An 18146-nucleotide genomic window follows, 5' to 3' on the forward strand; every position below is an offset into this window, starting at 1 on the left:
AATGCTCACAACTTCCCACTCGACTTGGCTGCTGGCGAAACAACTCCTGTGGCTTTGGTTGCTCCTTCCATCAACGGTTAATTTTTAACCTGAGATCATCAAAAAGCGCTCCTAGAAATAGGGGCGCTTTTTGTTTGGGAAAAATATTTTCCTCGAATTCCTTCTTGCTTCTATCCGTTACCTCGGTAAAATCCGCTACATCCATCTTTTTTCCTTTTTCCATCAACATCGATCGGTTAAATCCCTTAGCTCGGTTAAATTCGTTGCAGAACCAGTTGCCGAACTTCCTTCCATCTGTGAATTTTTATGATTACTATAGAATATAGCCACTAGGTCGATCGAGATACTGTGACATACTCCACGCGCGAAATCTCATATGATGGTCTAGGATGCCAAAAGTCGGATTCAGGATATGTTGGACTTGCCGTAGAGTGTTCGCTAGCAGTAGTGCAATTGTGTCAATTCCAGAATCTCACCATAGACAAATGTAGCCGATCGGGAGTTGCTCCTCACCGTCCCAAGCACTCTATCTGTAAGGAGGATTTGTATTATGAAAGATGGACAAGAAGTACGCCGCGTCTCCACAGCAGCAATCATTGCCGGTGTTTGCGGGTTGGCTTTAGTGACTGGAGGGGGTATTGCTTGGTGGACGGCGAACCGTTCGCCAACCGCAGACACGCAGTCTTCCGCTCCGACAACCGCTCCGGCGCTGTCCCCAAGTCCTGCGGAATCCCCTGCTGTAATTATCCCCGTACCCCCACCAACTCCTGTGCAAGTGCCGCAGCAGGTTCAGACGCCTCAAGCTCAGAGGCCTAGTGCTCTGGCGCCACAGGCTCTGGCGCCAAAGTCGCCGCAGCCAAAGCCTTTGCCGCAGACTGCGGTGGAGACAGTGCAAGTCTACTGGGTTAAAGATGCGATCGGCAAATTTGAGGCAGTTCCTACGAAAGTAGCTGTCAAACAAGCTGATAAGCCTGATGCAACTTTACAAGCTGCTTTTAACAGTTTGTTGGCCGGGCCGAAGGATGCAACTGTTTCTAGCGAAATTCCTAATGGGACAAAACTGCGGAGTTTGAGTGTCAAGAATGAGGGAGTTTATGTCGATTTGTCGGCAGAATTTACTTCGGGGGGAGGCAGCAGTTCAATGACGAGCCGGTTAGGGCAAGTTATCTATACGGCTACGAGTTTAAAACCGAATACCAAGGTTTGGATTTCGGTGGAAGGCAAGCCTTTGGAACTTTTGGGGGGCGAAGGTTTGGAGGTGGCTCAGCCTAGTACCCGTCAAAGTTTTGACAAAAATTTTCCCCTTCACTAACTTTTGAGTCATTAGTCATTAGTCATTAGTCATTAGTCATTAGTCATGAGTTATTAGTTAGGAGTTAGGAGTTAGGAGTTAGGAGTTAGGAGTTATTAGTCTGAATGCATAAAATAGGGATTGATAACTGATAACTGATTACTGATGATATCGTTGACATTTGCATCGGAATAATAATTTTCGGAGTGCAGTGCTGTGTCGCTCGCTTCGGATCGCGGAGCCAAACGTCCCGCACGGCGAGCAGGGTATAATTCCGTAGTTACCGGATTTGATATAACTGATGACTGGGGACTAATGACTGATGACGGCCCGACGGCCCGACGGCAGGACGAATGACGAATGACTAATGACGGCCCGACGGCAGGACGAATGACGAATGACGAATGACGAATGACGGCCCGACTGCTGACGAATGACGAATGACTAATTTTCAGTGCTTGGTAGTCAGGCTAAATGCCCGAAAGTGGAGGGCTTGCTCTTCGATCCGGGTAGCAAGCCGATCGCACACCATATTACACAGATCAAAAATTAACTCGTCTTGCACCTTATAATAGGCTGAAGTCCCTTCACTCCGGCGAGTGAGGATACCAGCTTGGAGCATGAGCTTTAGGTGCTTAGAAACATTGGCTTGACTCGTTTGAGTAGCTTCCACCAACTCTTGCACGCATTTTTCGCCGTCGCGAAGCAAGTTCAAAATTCGTAAACGCATCGGCTCGCTCAGAATACTGAAATACTCAGCAACTTGTTGCACAACCTCTTGCGGGACAGACTGGGATGACTTCATCAAACTCACCGGGGAGAAGTGATCTCGAAATATTAGCATTTATTCTGTCCATAACAATAAAGTAATGCTTCAATCCGGATTAATTCGCATCAAAACTTGACCGTATTCGACAGGCTCGCCATTTTGTACTAAAATTTCCATCACTTGACCGGACACTTCATCAGCATCAATCTCGTTCATCAGCTTCATCGCTTCGATAATACAGACTGTCTGGCTGACCTTGATGCGATCGCCCACATTCACAAAAGGCGGCTCGTCGGGAGCAGCAGCGCGATAAAAGGTTCCTACCATCGGCGAGATAATTGACACCCATTTGGTATCGACAGGAGCAGACACGGCAGCAGGAGCGGCGGCAGGAGCGGCGGCAGGAGCGGCGGCCAGAGTCGCTGCTAAATTTTGGCTTACAGCATCTGGTGACGGCGCAGTGGGGCTAGCAACAGCGCCCAAGGCGATCGTGGGAGCGACACTCGCAGCAGTAGCAGGGAGCGCAGTAGCAGTGCCTGGTTCGCTGGCCAGAATGCCTTTGCGTACAGTCAGTTCAAGCTCCCCACTTTTTAACGTCAGTTCCGAAATGCCTGTTTTGTCTAAAACAGTTAGCAGTTCGCAAAGCTGGTTTAAGTCTAGTTGCACAGCAGATTCAAGGGTAATTAAGAATTGAGAATTGAGAATTGAAAATTGAAAATTGGAATGCGGGGAAGCGAGGATAATCTACCAATTTTGAAGGAAAAAGGGGTATCTTTCAGATGGGAGCCATAAGAGTCAAATTTTTAGCTATTTAACCCTGAACTAAAAGCTCTGAACTAAAAACTCCCTTTTCCTCCGTGGTTTCTACTCTCGACCGAGGTACTTGTCTTCACGAGTATCAATCCGAATCCGTTCTCCAATGGAAATAAAGAGAGGCACCATAATCTGAGCTCCGGTGGAGAGGATGGCTGGTTTGCTGCCGCCGGTGGCAGTATCTCCTTTGACTCCGGGATCGGTTTGTGTAACTTCTAAGACAACAGAGTTGGGCAGTTCCACTTCCATGATTTGCTCGTTCCAGCGCAGAATGCTGACTTCCATCCCTTCAGTGAGGTATTTGACGCGATCGCCTATTTGCTTGGCAGTGAGGGTACTTTCCTCGTAAGTCTCCATATCCATAAAGACAAACTGGTCGCCTTCTTTATAGGTATGCTGCATCACGTTCTTTTCGAGATTGGCTTGAGGCATAGTCTCGCCGGCCCGGAAAGTTTGTTCTACCACGTTTCCGGTTTGGACATTTTTTAATTTTGTCCGCACAAAAGCTGAGCCTTTTCCTGGCTTGACGTGGAGGAATTCGATAACCCGCCACACGCCATTATTCCATTCAATTGAAACACCTGTCCGAAAGTCGTTACTGGAAATCATATAAATTTTTGCGGGCAATCCCGTCGCCGGGGGGCACGGGGGAACTACAGTCAGCTTAAAGCCGCAGTCTAGCTGACGGCATCAAAAAGCAATTGGCAATTTATTTTACCGTTCAAAGGGAGCAAGTGCTGTACTCCAAGCGAAAAAGCTCTCTCAGGAAGCAAGTTCGGCAACCGATGTAACGGATAGAAGGCGATCGCGCGCTGTGGGAAGATAATAGAGGCAATAAAAGTTAAAGATATGTTGCATTGGCCTAATTTCTCGATCGATACGTGCAAGCGCTGGGTGAAGACCGCCGCTTTAGCAATCCTGCTGTTCTCACTCTCCCTGAGTTTCAGTGCAGTTTCCTATGCCAAACGCCCCAGCAGCAGTATGCCTGCGGGGAATCCGATTAGCGACGGCCGGGCGCTGCTGCGTTTCGCGCTACCTATTGACAATCAGACTGTGCGTGAGTTGCAAATCAGTCTCGAAGACATTGGCAACCACATCCGTTCTAAACGTTGGGGGCCCATTAGCAGCGATGTCAGCAAGGCTTCGAGGATTCTCAGCATTCGGGAGTCCGACATTTTAAAGAGTATTCCTGAGGCGAAACAGCCGGAAGCTGAGGCGCTAGTTGCACAAGTCAAGGAAGGAGTTGCTGAACTGGAAAAGGCTGTTGAGGCTAAAGACAGGGAAAAAGTTATTGAGTTGAAGGCGAAAATCCTCGGTTCGGTAGGCGAAATCGAAGAGTTGATGGTGACAAAGTTTCCGTTTGAAGTGCCTGCTAAGTATGCTAATCTGCCTCAACTGAAAGGGCGCGCTACTGTGGCTGTGGAAACGGATAAGGGGACGATTACTGTTGTGGTTGACGGTTACAGCGCGCCTGTGACTGCTGGTAATTTTGTGGATTTGGTCGATCGAGGTTTCTATGATGGTTTACCATTTATTCGATCGGAAGAATCCTACGTTTTGCAAACCGGAGATCCCGAAGGCAAGGAAGTGGGCTTTATCGATCCTGGTACTGGCAAATACCGGAATGTGCCGCTGGAAGTGCTCGTTAGAGAGGACAAGGAACCTGTCTATGGGATTACTCTAGAAGATGCGGGGCGTTATCGCGACGAACCTGTTTTGCCTTTTTCTGCTTTTGGTGCTGTGGCGATGGCCCGGGCTGAAGCTGAACCGGACAGCGGTTCTTCTCAGTTTTTCTTTTTCTTGTTTGAACCTGAACTCACGCCCGCTGGCCTGAATTTGTTGGACGGTCGGTATGCTGTTTTTGGTTACACGATTGAAGGAAAAGAGGTTTTGGATAAACTGAGGCAGGGAGATAAGATTATATCTGCTAAGGTGATTAAAGGAAAGGAAAATTTGGTTCAACCTCAAGTTTAATCAGCACACAAACTAAGACGGCGATTGAAATCGCTTCTTGTCCAACAAAGCCCGCCTCCGCGGGCTGGAAGCAACAATAAAAAATCAAAGACGGCGATTGAAATCGCTTCTTGTCGAATAAAGACCGCCTCTGCCGGCTGGAAGCAACAATAAAAAATCAAAGATGGCGATTGAAATCGCTTCTTGTCCAACAAATACCACCTCTGCGCGCTGGAAGAGTTAATCAGATTAGTTGAAGTTTAATTATAGCGGTTCTCAAGCGTGGTGAGGATAGCCCGGTTTGGCTATTGGTCGGTTTGGCTATTGGCTTAGGCCCAGTCGTACCTCATATGGGAGATCGAAAGGCTATAACATCATTCTTTTGATATACTGAGATTCGTTATTCCAACTAGCAACTATAACGCTATCATGGCAATTTTAGAATTTTTATTGGTAATTGGTTTGGGCGGATTCGCAGGCTTGTTGATTGTCAACAATCTGAATGAAAGCAAGCAAAAGCGACAGTTGGATGAGGCTTTTTATCAGTTGTTGGAAACTCAAAACAGTCAGATGTCGCTGATTCAATTGGCTGCTAGCGCTAGGGTTGAGGCTGAAGTTGCTCAGCAGTATTTAAACCGACAAGTTAAGATTTTTTCGGCGATTTTAGAGGTGGATGATGATGGGGATACTTTTTATAGGTTTCCGAGGTTGCGCTTGCCGCCGAGTTCTGGTAAGGAATGGTAAAGCAGTTGACAGTTGACAGTTGACAGTTGACAGTTGTCAGTTGTCAGTTGTCAGTTGTTAGTTGTTAGTTGTTAGTTGTTAGTTTTCGTATAATTTCCGGTTGTATGGGAATGATTTAACCGCAGAGGGCGCAGAGAACACAGAGAGAGAAGATAGAGATGAATACAGGACGATGCAATTGGATTAAATATCTGTTGAGAGTTGACAGTGGACAGTGGACAGTTTGCTAATGATATTTAGTGGGTTTGAACTAATTTAATGCTGATTAAAGATATCGGAGAACAAGGTCTTTTAAAAATATTACAAAAATTCTGCCCTCCCGAAATTGTGGGGGATGATTGCGCGGTACTTCCAACAAATCCTCACCAATCTCTGGCGGTGACGACGGATATGTTGGTGGATGGAGTGCATTTTAGCGATCGCACTACAGGCCCTTATTATGCAGGATGGCGGGCGGCGGCGGCGAATTTGTCGGATCTGGCTGCGATGGGTGCAAAGCCTCTGGCGGTGACGGTAGCCCTGGCTGTGGCGGCGGATACGGCTGTGGATTGGGTGGAAGACTTTTATCGGGGGATGACGGCTTGTTTGCAAGAGTATCATACGCCGATCGCCGGTGGGGATGTGGTGCGATCGCCCGTGGTGACAATTTCGATTACAGCTTTCGGACAGGTTGAGGAAAATCGTACCATTCGCAGGTCAAATGCGCGATCGAATTGGGCGATTGTGGCGACTGGGTTTCACGGAGCGTCCCGCGCGGGATTAGAATTGTTGTTGAATCCAGAATTTGGGAAAAATCTTACAAAAGGCGATCGAACTTCTTTAATTCTCGCTCATCAACGGCCTAAACCGCGGCTTGATGTTTTGCCGTTTTTGTGGGAAATTTTAGATGCTGCGGGTGAATTTGCGATCGCCGGAATGGATAGCAGCGATGGTTTGGCTGATGCGATTGTTCAAGTTTGTCGGGCTAGCGGTGTTGGTGCAAAGGTCGATCGCATGAAAATACCAATTCCCCATAGTTTAAGCGAAATCGTATCTACTCAAAAGGCTCTGGATTGGGCGTTGTACGGTGGTGAAGATTTTGAGTTGGTGCTGTTTTTGCCGATCGACCGTGCTAAGTTATTGGTGGAACGAATCGGTGATGGTAGTGCGATCGTGGGAATCACTACGGAATGTGCCGATATTTGGTTGAGTGATAGCAGCGGGATTTGTCCTGATTTTAGATTGGAGATCGATCGAGGATTTCAACACTTCTGAATCATATCTTATCTTAGTCCGCTTGGCATGGACATCGTTTGTGTATACGCGGTTTCAACCGCCGGGTTTCTTACGGCCAAACAATCTCAATCTACCATTAATTTTCCATGTTCCATTAAGCAAACCAACAACTCCAGCAACAATTACCACAGCTAGGAGACTCCATAATAGGCTAGTTATGGCAGGATGAATGCGATCGCCTGTTTGAGGTATCCTGAACACTATGGGTGTCTCAACATAGGCAGAAATCGCAGACACCACAATGCCTCCAGCCCCCAAGCCAGCACCCAATATTTCAATTTTTCTTTCTAAGGAGCGATCGCATTCTGCTTGTTCAATATCGACAATCCCTCCCACTAACTCCACCGCAATCTTAATCAAATCAGTGCCATGTTTGAAATAGCCTAAATCCCCCTTAATTTGTTATTGAAAATACGGACAATTTCTCTCAATAAAAAACTTGAACGTTGTCAAATCATCAGTTTGTAGCTGCGATTTATCCCCAATTTGCAACAACTTTTCCTGATAATTATAAACATGAATATTAATCGTGTTATTAAAATCTTCTAAACATTCCAAAGCTCTTTCATAATTCAAACTTTATCGAAGTAACTCTTTTAGTTTGGTTTTTAGATATTTTAACGATTCATCTATATTAACACTTTGCCTCGAATCAACTCCAGTTGACAATTCAATCCGAGTTACTTCGGTGATTTTTGCTTCTAGGTTTTCGATTGTTTGCTCAATCTCCAAATATCGTTCCTTAAGTAGATTATAATTTCTGCGACTATCAATAAAAGCTTTGGTGATTTTATGGCGGTGATAAAATAGCTCAAACAAAGGTTGAATAATCTTCCCTAATTTTCCCTCAATCTCATCATCAACCAGATAAACAAACACCTGTAATTGACTTTTGGGAGAACTATACTCAAACATCGGAGAATCGAATAACTCAGTAGCCCGGTAAAAAGGTGGACGCACAAATGCTTCTGGGAAAAGATGTTTTAAACATTTATCTGCAACTTCGCGGAAGAGATGTTTACTTGGCTGTTGATAACTTTTAGATTTATAGGTAATCAAAAGAGTTTGTCCTAGCCAATTTTCATGACTGTCAGCAACCAGGAGATTATCAACATTAAATCGTGTTAATGCTACTGCGATTTCTAAGTCTTTGTTTTCGTCAGTTTCGGGGCTGCCAATTCTTGCTAAAATGGCTTCGCTATCATCTATATGGCAAAATCTGAATGAACCATCGATTTGATTTGAATGATTGAACTTAGTCGCTTTCGTCAGGGGATAACTGAGGTTTTATTGAGAAAAAACTAAGCTTTTATCCTGACTGAAATGTTGCGATAGACAATTTGCCCAAGTCCAGATTTAGTCAACTTCGGTTTTGCTTTCGCTGCTGAGTTGGTAGCTGTAGATATAGACTTGGGGATGGTCAATTTTTAGCATCTGGTGCGGGGGGAATTGAGGCTGTTTGAATGCGTTTTTTCAAGTTTGATTCGAGCTTTTTGAGATCGGGATAGTTATTAGTGACTGTTTCATAGCCCGGTGTGACTTCCGGTTCTGCATCATCGAGATTTTTGCGAGTCAAATTGGCAATCAGCTCTCCTACTTCGGGAAAATTTTGATAAAGTTTGTTAATCGCTTGTTTGACGACTTTATCCTCAGCATCAGACTCAGCTATCGGCCAAACAGTCTTGAGTAATTCTTCAATAAATGGCGGAGTCAAAATCTCTGGGGCTTTGGTAATCGCGTTATAGATTTCCGACAAAATCAGGGTTTTCATCATAAGTTTACCTCTAAAATGGATATTGTTTGAATTGGAAACCGATGCTATCGATACCGTAGGGTGCGTCGCTATCGACAATCTATCCATAAACTCGAAAATCTCGCAGCGACGCACCCTACAAGATTATAAGCCTATGGCACAAAACGCTCCCCAATGATAAACATCGCCGTAAGGTTTTACAGTCTGTTTGTAACGTCCCAGATATTCTGTAACATCTTCTTTTTGCTCTCCATCGAAACTCTCCGAACCTTCCACCCATTCTAGCAAATCTGAAGTAATGGCAGACTTAAACCAGCGCTGGGTATCATGGAGCGCTTGACCAATGCTAACTCCAGGTTTTAGTACCTCATAAAATTTTACCATCATCAAGGCAGTCGAGAGGTCATTGACAGCCCAAAGACTGGCCAAAGTTCCCATTGCTCCCGCGTAGAGAAATCCCGTCGGTAATCCAATATAATCGGAGCGATTCTGCGTATCAATTAGCGCGGTTTCGCAGGCGGAAAGCACGACTAGGCGGCACTGTTTGAGTCGCAGTCCGAAAATTTCAGCCAAAGTCAGGCATTTGTCAATATCCGCTGTTTTGCCTTCGCGCCATTCAACATAACGCTGTGATGCGCCTAAATCCCCGTTAACTTCTTGCTCCCCCCGAAGCCCGGGGGGGCTGGGGGGGTTCTTTGGATTCTTCTTGCTCCCCCCTTATTAAGGGTGGCTGCGGGGGATCTCCGGATTCTTCTTGCTCCCCCCGAAGCCCGGGGGGCTGGGGGGGTTCTTCAATACCCCCTGACAAAATCAAAAACGACTTCAGCGGATCATCAGGATTAAACGAACCGTGACAGGAAAAATGCGCGCAATGAGCATTTTCTAACTGCTCTAAATACTGTTCCAAAAGATTAGTTTTACTCGCTTCAGATCCCGAAAGAACTTCCCTCATCGCGAATTTGGGGGCGATGCTGGCCACTTCCAAATCGGTGTAGGGAAGATCCGAGGTGGGGTTTTGCAGGGCGAGGAGTTGGTCAAAATTTGGGTAGGTGGTAATCTGTTGCAGGAGTTGGCAACTGGGGGCGTATTGAATGCCTTCGAGGTATTTATCTAATAAGAATTCGCCGTCTGTTAGGGGTAGGGCGTGGAGGGGGAACAGGTGCAGCAACCAGTGAGGAATTAGGATTAGGCTGGTAGTTGATGGCGGTAGAATTGTGGTGATTTGGAGGATGTATGCGAGGCGCTGGAGATAGGTGGCGAGTTGTTTTTGCCAGTCGGTTTTGCTGGTTTTGTAGGCTTTGCGGTATTCATCAACTAAGTTGGTTAATTCATCGCATTTAGGCTCGCGATGTACTGTCAGCACGTCGGGGTAAGTGACTACAAAGGTGATGATTTCTGCGTTGGTGATGTACCACTCAATGATGGCGGTGTTGGGGGTGAGGAGTTCGGTGATTTGGCTGAAGGTGATGGGTGCTAGGGTTTTGGGGGTTTCCTTTCTTTGGGCGATTAGTTCGCCAAGGTTGCGGGCTTTGTTGGCTTCGGCATATTCGAGTGCTTCTTGGTTGCTGGCGCGATCGAGACATACTTGCACCATGCCTTTGTAGAGTTTATCCCACTGCAAGTCGTGTTTTTGTTTGATTTCATTTTGCGATTCCAAATTCCGCAGTTTGGTGGCTCCGATTATGGCTTTTTTAAAGGTATCGTAGGCACTTTGGAGAGTTGCTGCTTTTTGGTTGGTGTCTTCTGGTTTTTCTGGGTTAATGTTGTCTAGTTTGTCCAGATAAGCCCAGCCCAGGTTATTTAAGGTTTCTACATTATTTAATGGTAATTTCTCAAAGGTACGAACAGTTAAAGCAGCCTCATAAAATTCGATCGCCTGTTCCAGATTTTCGGCCCGCGAATCGTTTATCCTGTCACTGTAGGCATTAGCTAGGTTATTTTGAGTCATTGCCCATTTTTCACGGAAATCCTCAAGGGTATAGACTCTTAAAGCAGCCTCATAAAATTCGATCGCCCGTTCCAGATTTTCGGCCCGCGAACCGTTTATCCTGTTACTGTAGGCATTAGCTAGGTTATTTTGAGTCATTGCCCATTTTTCAGGGAAATCCTCAAGGGTATAGACTCTTAAAGCAGCCTCATAAAATTCGATCGCCCGTTCCAGATTTTCGGCCCGCGAATCGTTTATCCTGTCACTGTAGGCATTAGCTAGGTTATTTTGAGTTTGAGCAAATGTTTCGCTTCCCGGTTCTCGATTATTTAAAACTATTTGATAACCAGTCATGGCAATTTCAATATTATTTGCTCTACTACCACGGGGAAATTGATAAATATGAATACTTAAATTTTCAATATAGGCGACAATTGAGCTAATTGCTTCTGGATTTTGGGCAATTAATCTCTCGGCTACTTGTTGTAAAGTATCGGCAAAACGGGTATTGAGGAGATGTTGTCTTTGAGCGAGTATGGGATAAATTACTTTAATATCGCTATTGCTATCTTGTTCTGCTTGCAATAATTATAGGATAAAATTTTCATACTCTTGGGGATTTTCACCTTCGGAGTTGACTCGATCGCGATTTTCATTCATAGTTAATAGTTGATAGCGTTGGCATAATTGCTGTAGGGGCGGGTTCGCCAACCATATTTAATACCCACAAACAATCTTGATAAACCCGCCCCCACCCCACCGAAGAAATTCGATCGCTTGTTTCCAATTTTTCTACAAATGCGATCGGTCGTTTTCCGGTTTTCCAGAAAGTGCGATCGGGAATTTGTCGTTGCGAGTGCGATCGGGAATTTATCGTTGGGAGTGCGATCGGGAATTTGTCGTTGGGAGGGGGCGGGTTTATTTCAATTGTTGGTACTCTTTAGAGATGGTTGGCGAACCCGCCCCTACACAATTAATGGATGACAAACCAATAATTGGAGTAAATTTATTTTAGCATAATTATTCGGAAAAAACCCGGTTTCTGAGATTGTTAAGGCTACCTGACTTTAGGGATTAGCTAGCTTCTTTTGAATCATTGCCCAATATTCAGGGAAAGCCTCACGGGTATATACTGTTAAAGCTGCTGCAAAAAAGGATTTCGCCTTTTCGATATTTTCCGCCCGCGAACCTTCGATTCTGTCATTATAGGCATTACCTAGGTTATATTGAATCATGGCCCAATCTTCAGGAAACTGATCGCGGGTACGAACTGTTAAAGCCGCTTCAAAAAATGCGATCGCGCGATCGAGATTTTCCGCCCGCGAACCGTTGATTCTGTTAGCGTAAGCAGCAGCTAGGTTATTTTGAGCCATTGCCCAATCTTCCGGGAAAGCCTCAAGGGTGTAGACTGTTAAGGAAGCGCCATAAAGGGCGATCGCCATTTCCACATTTTCGGCCCGCGAACCCTTGATTCTGGTAATATAGGCAGCAGCTAAGTTGTTTTGAGTTTGAGCAAACTTTTCGCTTCCCGGTTGCCGATTATTTAAAACAAGTTGATAAGCGGCCATGGCAATTTCAATATTATTCGCTCTATTCCCACCGGGAAAATTACTAATATTAATGGTCAAGTCTTCAACGAGGCTGACAATTGACTCAATAGTTTGGGCATTTTCGCCACCAACTAACCTCTCCATTACTTGCTCTAAAATCTCCGAAAAACGAGGATTGAGGAGATGTTGTCGTTCGGCTAGCATCGGGTGAATTACTGCTGTATTGCTATTGCTACCATCTTCTGCTTGCAATAATTCTAGAATAAAGTTTGCATACTCTTGGGGATTTTCACCTGCGGAGTTATCGCCATCGTTGATATCGATTAATTGTGCTAGCTGGCCGATTAGATTTCGCAGGAAATTAGCGCCGTTTTGTCCTCCTTGCTGTGCCATTTTTTCCGCTACTAACTCGCAAGTTTCCAGAAATTCGACATCCAACAATTCTGAGTTATCTTGTAATATCTGGGGTTCCGATCCGTTGGGGCAATTCAGCAGGGTGTGAATTAGTTCTAGGTAGGCTTGGGCGCGGCTTTCTTCCATTGTTGGGGAGTTGTGAGTAATATCGGGTTTATTTTATCATGATTGGGGGTTTTGGGGCGAGAAAGGTTTCTTGAATTGTCGGTGGCCAGAAACCGGGTTTTTACGAGGATATTTGATGGGAGGCGAAGATATCGGTAAAAACCCGGTTTCTTAGATTGTCGTGGGTGGCCAGAAACCGGGTTTTTACGAGGATATTTGATGGGAGGCGAAGATATCGGTAAAAACCCGGTTTCTTAGATTGTCGGTGGGTGGCGAGAAGCCGGGTTTTTGCGAGGATATTTGATGGGAGGCGAAGATATCGGTAAAAACCAAATTACGGCGGTTGGAAACCGCGTCTACACAAACAATGTCCGCCGGACGCCGACTGAAGAAAATAAGGCGGTTTCCAACCGCCCAATATTCCACCGCCGGGTTTTCTAATTCCTACACAATGCTACCTTGGGCATTAATCTATCTAAGATTTGTGCGCTCGCAATTACCGTCCAATCAATATCAGCTTCGGTTGTTTCGCGTCCCAGTGTCAAGCGAATGCCACCAACGGCGTTAGTTTCGTCGTATCCCATTGCCAATAATATCGGACTGGGCGTGAGTTTGCCACTGCTACAAGCCGCACCGGAACTAATGCCAATTCCGGCTAAGTTTAGCTGTCTCACCATAGTTTTGCCTGTAATTCTCTCTGTGTCTCTCTTTTGGTAAGGGCGACAGGATGGGGAAACGATGCAAAAACTGGTGTGGTGCGGCAGTCGGTAATATCGATCGCCCGTTGGGACTAAACTAGGTATGTCGGCTAATCCGTCAAAAAGTCGATCGCGCAATCCAATCAACCTCGGCGTTTCCACATCCATCTCCTGCAAAGCCAACTCCGCCGCCACTCCAAAACCCACGATTGCGGGCAGTGCTTGCGTCCCTGAACGCAGTTTCAACTCTTGCCCGCCCCCGCCGAACATGGGTACTAATTCTAGTCCTGGACGCACGTACAGCGCGCCTGCACCTTGCGGCCCGTAAAGTTTGTGACTGGAAAGCGAAAGCAAGTCTACGGGGAGTTTCTGGACATCAATTGGCAGTTTGCCGGCAACTTGGACTGCATCGGTATGAAACAGGATATTGCGATCGCGCGCAATTCGCCCTAAAGTCTCAATTGGTTGCAGCGTCCCAACTTCGCTTTGTCCGTAGATGATGGAAATTAACACTGTATGCGATCGCAGCGATTCCTGCAAATCCAAAGGATGAATTCGCCCATGTTTATCTACGGGTAATCGCGTTACTTCCCATCCCAATTGTTCGAGTTGTCGTACCGGTTCTGATACGGCAGAATGCTCAACACTAGAAATAATGATATGCTGCGGCTTTGTATAAAGACGCGCAACTCCCATAATTGCTAAATTATCCGCTTCAGTGCCGCCCGAAGTAAAAATCATCGATTCGGGTAGCGCGTTAATCAGCCCAGCAACTTGCATTCTGGCTAATTCTAAAGCAGTCGCCGCCCTTTGTCCCCACTCGTGCAAACTAGAAGGATTTCCCCAATATTGAGTCAGAGCTTTTTGCATAGCATCAATTGCTTCTGGGCGTGTCGGCGTTGTAGCGCTATAGTCGAGATAAATTTGCATTGCTTTAATTAAATGACGAACTAATAATCAATGATTGACTACCTAATGAATAAAGCACTTATCCTAAAGGCATAAATGATTATTGACTTATGACTCATGATTCTTAAATTATGACTGATAACAACTGCCAAGCCAACTAACAACTGTCACAGGTCACAGGTCACAGGTCACAGGTCACAGGCCAACTGCCAACTGTCAACTGACTAATGACTCCCAGGTTTGCAGACATTGTAGTCTTCGTGGGACAAGACTTTTTGGGGAATTAAGAAAGTGCCGCAATCTTCACAAAGCATTCTGTAGTTGCGTGTTACAGGAATACTCACAATCCAGCGGTTGTGACGCAGGCGTTTGCCGCCAAAATCTCTGTAATTCTTATTTTCGCCCAAAGCTGCTATAATAGCGCGAGCTTTAGTAACTACATGGTCGGGCAGACCTCTGAGATCGATCGCATCTCTAGCAAATGATGCCTCCTTCTCTTGTTTTTTGGTTTGTTTTTCTGCCAGCAATTCCACATATTGCTGCTGCGCGATCAACTCTTGCGTGCAGCGATGGCACGCTTTACCATATCCTTTGTGACCGCAATCAAAAATCGTTTTTCTTTTAGCCATAAAGCATCAGTATCGGGTTTGACCCACGCCCCTGAATGCTGCTACCCTACCAGTGATGCTTCCGGCATCGAGGCAGTTCTACAAGACGCAAAATCTATTCCCTTTCATAAATTTAATATGTTCTAACTTTACTTGACCGAATATCTTTGAACTCTGAATAGACCGATGACCTCAATAAAATTTAAAATTTTGTGAATGTACTTTATTATAATTTATCCGGTGTGTTTTGTGCTGGACTGCTGGCGATCGCCCTTACGGCCTGCGGACAAGCAAAGCAAGACGTGCAGAATTTACCTCCCACTCTGTCTCCGCTGCCTCAAGACCCATTGTTGCAAGTATACTTCAATCAGTCGCTCACTTCGAGTTATACAGAGCCTTATCGCGTGCAAACGAGGGCTGGAGACGATTTAGAAAAGTTAATCGCCGAGGCACTCAAGAGTGCTGGATCGACGGTAGATGTAGCGGTTCAGGAGTTTCGGCTGCCCGGTATTGCGAGGGTTTTGGCCGATCGCGCGCGCACTGGAATTAAAGTCAGATTAATTGTCGAACATATGTACAATCGCCCTTGGAGCGATTATACAGCCCAGGAGTTGGCAAAGTTACCGGAACGAGAGCGCGATCGCTACAGCGAATTTCTGCAACTCGCCGATATCAATAAAGACGGAAAATTGAGTCCCGAGGAAATCAAGCAAAACGATGCTTTGGTTATTGTCCAGGATGCGGGGATTCCTGTAATTGACGATACTGGTGATGGAAGCAAAGGCAGCGGTTTGATGCACCACAAATTTGTGGTAATTGACGGCAAAACAGTCATCGTAACTTCGGCTAATTTTACGACAAGCGATATCCACGGCGATTTCAAGACAGCAGCAAGTCGCGGCAATGCCAACAATTTGCTAAAAATTGCCAGCCCTAAATTAGCTCAACTATTTACTCAAGAATTTAACATCATGTGGGGCGACGGGCCCGGTGGTAAACCGGATAGCAAGTTTGGCATAAAAAAGCAGTTTCGTCAAGTACAAAAAGTGAGAGTTGGTAATGCGACAGTTGCGGTGCAATTTTCACCGACGACTGCGACTTTGCCTTGGGAAACAAGCCCAAATGGTTTGATTAACAAAACCTTGGGTAGTGCGAAAAAGTCTGTTAATTTGGCACTGTTTGTATTTTCGGCGCAGCGGTTGTCAAATACCCTGGAACTTGAATCTAGGCGCGGTGTGGCGGTGCGAGCTTTGATTGACCCAAATTTCATTTATCGCCCTTACAGCGAAGGTTTAGACATGATGGGGGCGACTTTGATGCAGGATTGTCGGTTGGAATCTGACAATCGTCCGTGGAGAAAGCCGCTGACTACAGTGGGAGTGCCGCAGTTACCAACGGGCGATCGCCTGCACCACAAGTTCGGCGTTATCGACGGAAATACCGTGCTTACAGGCTCTCACAACTGGAGTGAGGCTGCAAATCACGGGAATGATGAGACATTATTGGCGATCGACAGCCCGGTAATTGGGGCCCATTTTGAGCGAGAGTTCGATCGGCTGTACAAAGGTGCAATCTTGGGAATTCCCGCCCGCATCAAACAGAAAATTGACGCTAAGCAAAAAGAGTGCGAATCAGTGCAAGCAGCATCAAAATCTGCGAATCCTCAACCGCAAATTGTTGCGGCTCAAAAGTTAATTAATTTGAATAGCGCGACTCAGGAAGAATTAGAAACTTTGCCCGGAGTTGGGCCGAAGTTAGCCGAGAGAATTATTGCAGCGCGGGAAAAACAGCCTTTTCAGTCTTGGGAAGATGTGGAACAGTTGAAAGGAGTCGGAAACAAGACTGTAGACAAGTGGCGCGAGCGAGTAACATTTTAAAGTAGGGTGCGTCAGCTATGGTTATTTAATTAATCATCTATAAACTCCGAGCTGACGCACCATTGTTTAAAGTAGGGTGCGTCAGCTATGGTGATTTAATTAATCATCTAGAAACTCCGAGCTGACGCACCATTGTTTAAAGTAGGGTGCGTCAGCTATGGTTATTTAATTAATCATCTAGAAACTCCGAGCTGACGCACCATGGGCGCGAGCGAGTAACATTTTCAAGTAGGGTGCGTCAGCTATGGTTATTTAATTAATCATCTAGAAACTCCGAGCTGACGCACCATGGGCGCGAGCGAGTAACATTTTCAAGTAGGGTGCGTCAGCTATGGTTATTTAATTAATCATCTAGAAACTCCGAGCTGACGCACCATTAGCGCGAGCGAGTATAATTTTCAAGTAGGGTGCGTCAGCTATGGTTATTTAATTAATCATCTAGAAACTCCGAGCTGACGCACCATAATACTTCATTCATTTGTGGAGAGACTAAGCAGGAAGGACTAAAGTCCTCACTACAAACCTATTTTATCGATCTTGACAACAGATCTGCTTTATAGTTAAAATTACTATTTTTAAAAAGGCAAGTTTTTCAGATGGGAGGTATAAAGAGATGAAACGCAGCAGATATTTTACGGCCCAGCCACCAATCAAATTCCTAGCTCTTTTGATTGGTGCAATTTTAGTCACACTAGCAGCTTTCACAGTCAGCGCCCAGCAGACTATAGAAGCACAATTTCGGGTAAAAAACGAGAACAGTTTTAATATTAACATGATTCAATTTAAGCGCGTTGAATATGTAGGTCAGTGTCCCGGAAGTGGCATCTCCCCTGATTCGCAAAGCGCTCGATTTGTTTCCAGCAAGACTCCCCCCGCCCCTAACAGAAGAGTGCTGATTAAAAATGTCACCGATGGCATGGAAACTAACCCCTATCCTTACACGGATAGAAGTTATGACAAAGGTGAGTTTTCCGAAAGTTTTGGATTTAAATTAGCAAACAGTCACAAAACAAGAACTTTTTCGGTTTTAGAGGGCGAAAATAAATTTGCCTATGAAATCAAAGAAAATAACCAAGTTATAGAACAGGGTGCGCTTACCGCTCAAGTTTCTGTACAAAATTTAGGTACTTTTGGGCGCCAGCAAATTTGTGAGAACAAAGTCACCTCACAATGTCAGGATGATGCTGATTGTCGCGAGAGGAGACGCAAAGGAAAAAGTTGCAGAATAGAGTGTGTTACTGTTCAAGAGTGTCGCTGTCCGTACTAATTCCTGCCTAATTTTTGTTATAGCAACCGCTGAAGAAACAGCTAGTTAAAGTAGGGTGCGTCAGTAGAGCGTGTTTTCATTGATTATTCAGGAACTGGGAACTGACGCACCCTACAAGTTAAAGTAGGGTGCGTCAGTAGAGCGTGTTTTCATTGATTATTCAGGAACTGGGAACTGACGCACCCTACAAGTT

General features: G+C 45.5%; 19 protein-coding genes and 1 pseudogene. 9 read left to right on the forward strand and 11 right to left on the reverse strand.

Features of this window, described 5'->3' with window-relative positions; genetic code table 11:
- A pseudogene (locus QUB64_RS24380) lies at window positions 1-81 on the forward strand (photosystem II protein D1); the annotation flags it as partial.
- Between the two features lie 469 nt (window positions 82-550).
- Window positions 551-1312 (forward strand): GerMN domain-containing protein, encoded by a 762-nt coding sequence (locus QUB64_RS24385; RefSeq protein WP_333278422.1) that lies wholly within the window; start codon window positions 551-553, stop codon window positions 1310-1312.
- Between the two features lie 430 nt (window positions 1313-1742).
- Here the strand turns inward: QUB64_RS24385 and QUB64_RS24390 are convergent, their stop codons facing one another.
- The 3 genes from QUB64_RS24390 to efp form a co-directional block, all read right to left on the reverse strand.
- Window positions 1743-2135 (reverse strand): ArsR/SmtB family transcription factor, encoded by a 393-nt coding sequence (locus QUB64_RS24390; protein ID WP_333278425.1) that lies wholly within the window; start codon window positions 2133-2135, stop codon window positions 1743-1745.
- A 30-nt stretch (window positions 2136-2165) separates the two neighbouring features.
- The gene (gene accB, locus QUB64_RS24395; RefSeq protein ID WP_333278427.1) at window positions 2166-2726 is read right to left on the reverse strand and encodes an acetyl-CoA carboxylase biotin carboxyl carrier protein; all 561 of its coding nucleotides are present in this window, start codon (window positions 2724-2726) and stop codon (window positions 2166-2168) included.
- 198 nt (window positions 2727-2924) lie between these two features.
- Complete coding sequence (gene efp / locus QUB64_RS24400) at window positions 2925-3482, reverse strand: elongation factor P (protein ID WP_333278430.1); 558 nt, start codon at window positions 3480-3482, stop codon at window positions 2925-2927.
- A 240-nt stretch (window positions 3483-3722) separates the two neighbouring features.
- Between efp and QUB64_RS24405 the strand changes: the two genes are divergently transcribed.
- The 3 genes from QUB64_RS24405 (at window position 3723) to thiL (ending at window position 6824) form a co-directional block, all read left to right on the forward strand.
- Window positions 3723-4847: a peptidylprolyl isomerase gene (locus tag QUB64_RS24405; protein WP_333278432.1), complete on the forward strand. Its 1125-nt coding sequence runs from the start codon at window positions 3723-3725 to the stop codon at window positions 4845-4847.
- A 408-nt stretch (window positions 4848-5255) separates the two neighbouring features.
- Window positions 5256-5570: a hypothetical protein gene (locus QUB64_RS24410; RefSeq protein WP_333278434.1), complete on the forward strand. Its 315-nt coding sequence runs from the start codon at window positions 5256-5258 to the stop codon at window positions 5568-5570.
- Window positions 5571-5828: 258 nt separating this feature from the next.
- Window positions 5829-6824: a thiamine-phosphate kinase gene (thiL, locus tag QUB64_RS24415; RefSeq protein ID WP_333278436.1), complete on the forward strand. Its 996-nt coding sequence runs from the start codon at window positions 5829-5831 to the stop codon at window positions 6822-6824.
- Between the two features lie 54 nt (window positions 6825-6878).
- Here thiL and QUB64_RS24420 read toward each other — a convergent pair whose 3' ends face one another.
- The 5 genes from QUB64_RS24420 to QUB64_RS24440 form a co-directional block, all read right to left on the reverse strand.
- On the reverse strand, window positions 6879-7205 hold the full coding sequence (locus QUB64_RS24420; RefSeq protein ID WP_333278439.1) for a hypothetical protein: 327 nt from the start codon (window positions 7203-7205) through the stop codon (window positions 6879-6881).
- A 219-nt stretch (window positions 7206-7424) separates the two neighbouring features.
- Entirely contained in the window at window positions 7425-7904 is a 480-nt protein-coding gene (locus QUB64_RS24425; protein ID WP_333278441.1) for a hypothetical protein, read from the reverse strand.
- Between the two features lie 361 nt (window positions 7905-8265).
- Window positions 8266-8619 (reverse strand): hypothetical protein, encoded by a 354-nt coding sequence (locus QUB64_RS24430; RefSeq protein ID WP_333278443.1) that lies wholly within the window; start codon window positions 8617-8619, stop codon window positions 8266-8268.
- A 123-nt stretch (window positions 8620-8742) separates the two neighbouring features.
- Entirely contained in the window at window positions 8743-9189 is a 447-nt protein-coding gene (locus QUB64_RS24435) for a CHAT domain-containing protein (RefSeq protein ID WP_333278459.1), read from the reverse strand.
- A gap of 58 nt (window positions 9190-9247) precedes the next feature.
- Window positions 9248-11110 carry a CHAT domain-containing protein gene (locus QUB64_RS24440; protein WP_333278445.1) on the reverse strand — a complete coding sequence of 621 codons (1863 nt, stop codon included), beginning with the start codon at window positions 11108-11110 and terminating at the stop codon, window positions 9248-9250.
- A gap of 192 nt (window positions 11111-11302) precedes the next feature.
- Between QUB64_RS24440 and QUB64_RS24445 the strand changes: the two genes are divergently transcribed.
- Entirely contained in the window at window positions 11303-11509 is a 207-nt protein-coding gene (locus tag QUB64_RS24445; protein ID WP_333278447.1) for a hypothetical protein, read from the forward strand.
- A gap of 83 nt (window positions 11510-11592) precedes the next feature.
- On the opposite strand, the gene QUB64_RS24450 is transcribed toward QUB64_RS24445, so the two are convergent.
- On the reverse strand, window positions 11593-12615 hold the full coding sequence (locus tag QUB64_RS24450) for a hypothetical protein (protein WP_333278450.1): 1023 nt from the start codon (window positions 12613-12615) through the stop codon (window positions 11593-11595).
- A gap of 282 nt (window positions 12616-12897) precedes the next feature.
- Between QUB64_RS24450 and QUB64_RS24455 the strand changes: the two genes are divergently transcribed.
- On the forward strand, window positions 12898-13035 hold the full coding sequence (locus QUB64_RS24455; protein ID WP_333394240.1) for a hypothetical protein: 138 nt from the start codon (window positions 12898-12900) through the stop codon (window positions 13033-13035).
- Here QUB64_RS24455 and QUB64_RS24460 read toward each other — a convergent pair.
- Together QUB64_RS24460 and QUB64_RS24465 are read right to left on the reverse strand one after the other, a co-directional pair.
- Window positions 13032-14222: a cysteine desulfurase family protein gene (locus QUB64_RS24460; protein WP_333278454.1), complete on the reverse strand. Its 1191-nt coding sequence runs from the start codon at window positions 14220-14222 to the stop codon at window positions 13032-13034. The genes QUB64_RS24455 and QUB64_RS24460 overlap by 4 nt on opposite strands.
- A 203-nt stretch (window positions 14223-14425) precedes the next feature.
- On the reverse strand, window positions 14426-14830 hold the full coding sequence (locus tag QUB64_RS24465) for a DUF7682 family zinc-binding protein (protein ID WP_293130688.1): 405 nt from the start codon (window positions 14828-14830) through the stop codon (window positions 14426-14428).
- Between the two features lie 191 nt (window positions 14831-15021).
- Between QUB64_RS24465 and QUB64_RS24470 the strand changes: the two genes are divergently transcribed.
- Both QUB64_RS24470 and QUB64_RS24475 read left to right on the forward strand, forming a co-directional pair.
- Window positions 15022-16686 (forward strand): DUF655 domain-containing protein, encoded by a 1665-nt coding sequence (locus QUB64_RS24470; protein WP_333278457.1) that lies wholly within the window; start codon window positions 15022-15024, stop codon window positions 16684-16686.
- Between the two features lie 613 nt (window positions 16687-17299).
- On the forward strand, window positions 17300-17953 hold the full coding sequence (locus QUB64_RS24475; RefSeq protein WP_333325873.1) for a hypothetical protein: 654 nt from the start codon (window positions 17300-17302) through the stop codon (window positions 17951-17953).
- The last annotated feature ends 193 nt before the right edge of the window (window positions 17954-18146 follow it).

This window comes from Microcoleus sp. Aus8_D2, from assembly GCF_036702665.1.
Lineage (GTDB): Bacteria > Cyanobacteriota > Cyanobacteriia > Cyanobacteriales > Microcoleaceae > Microcoleus.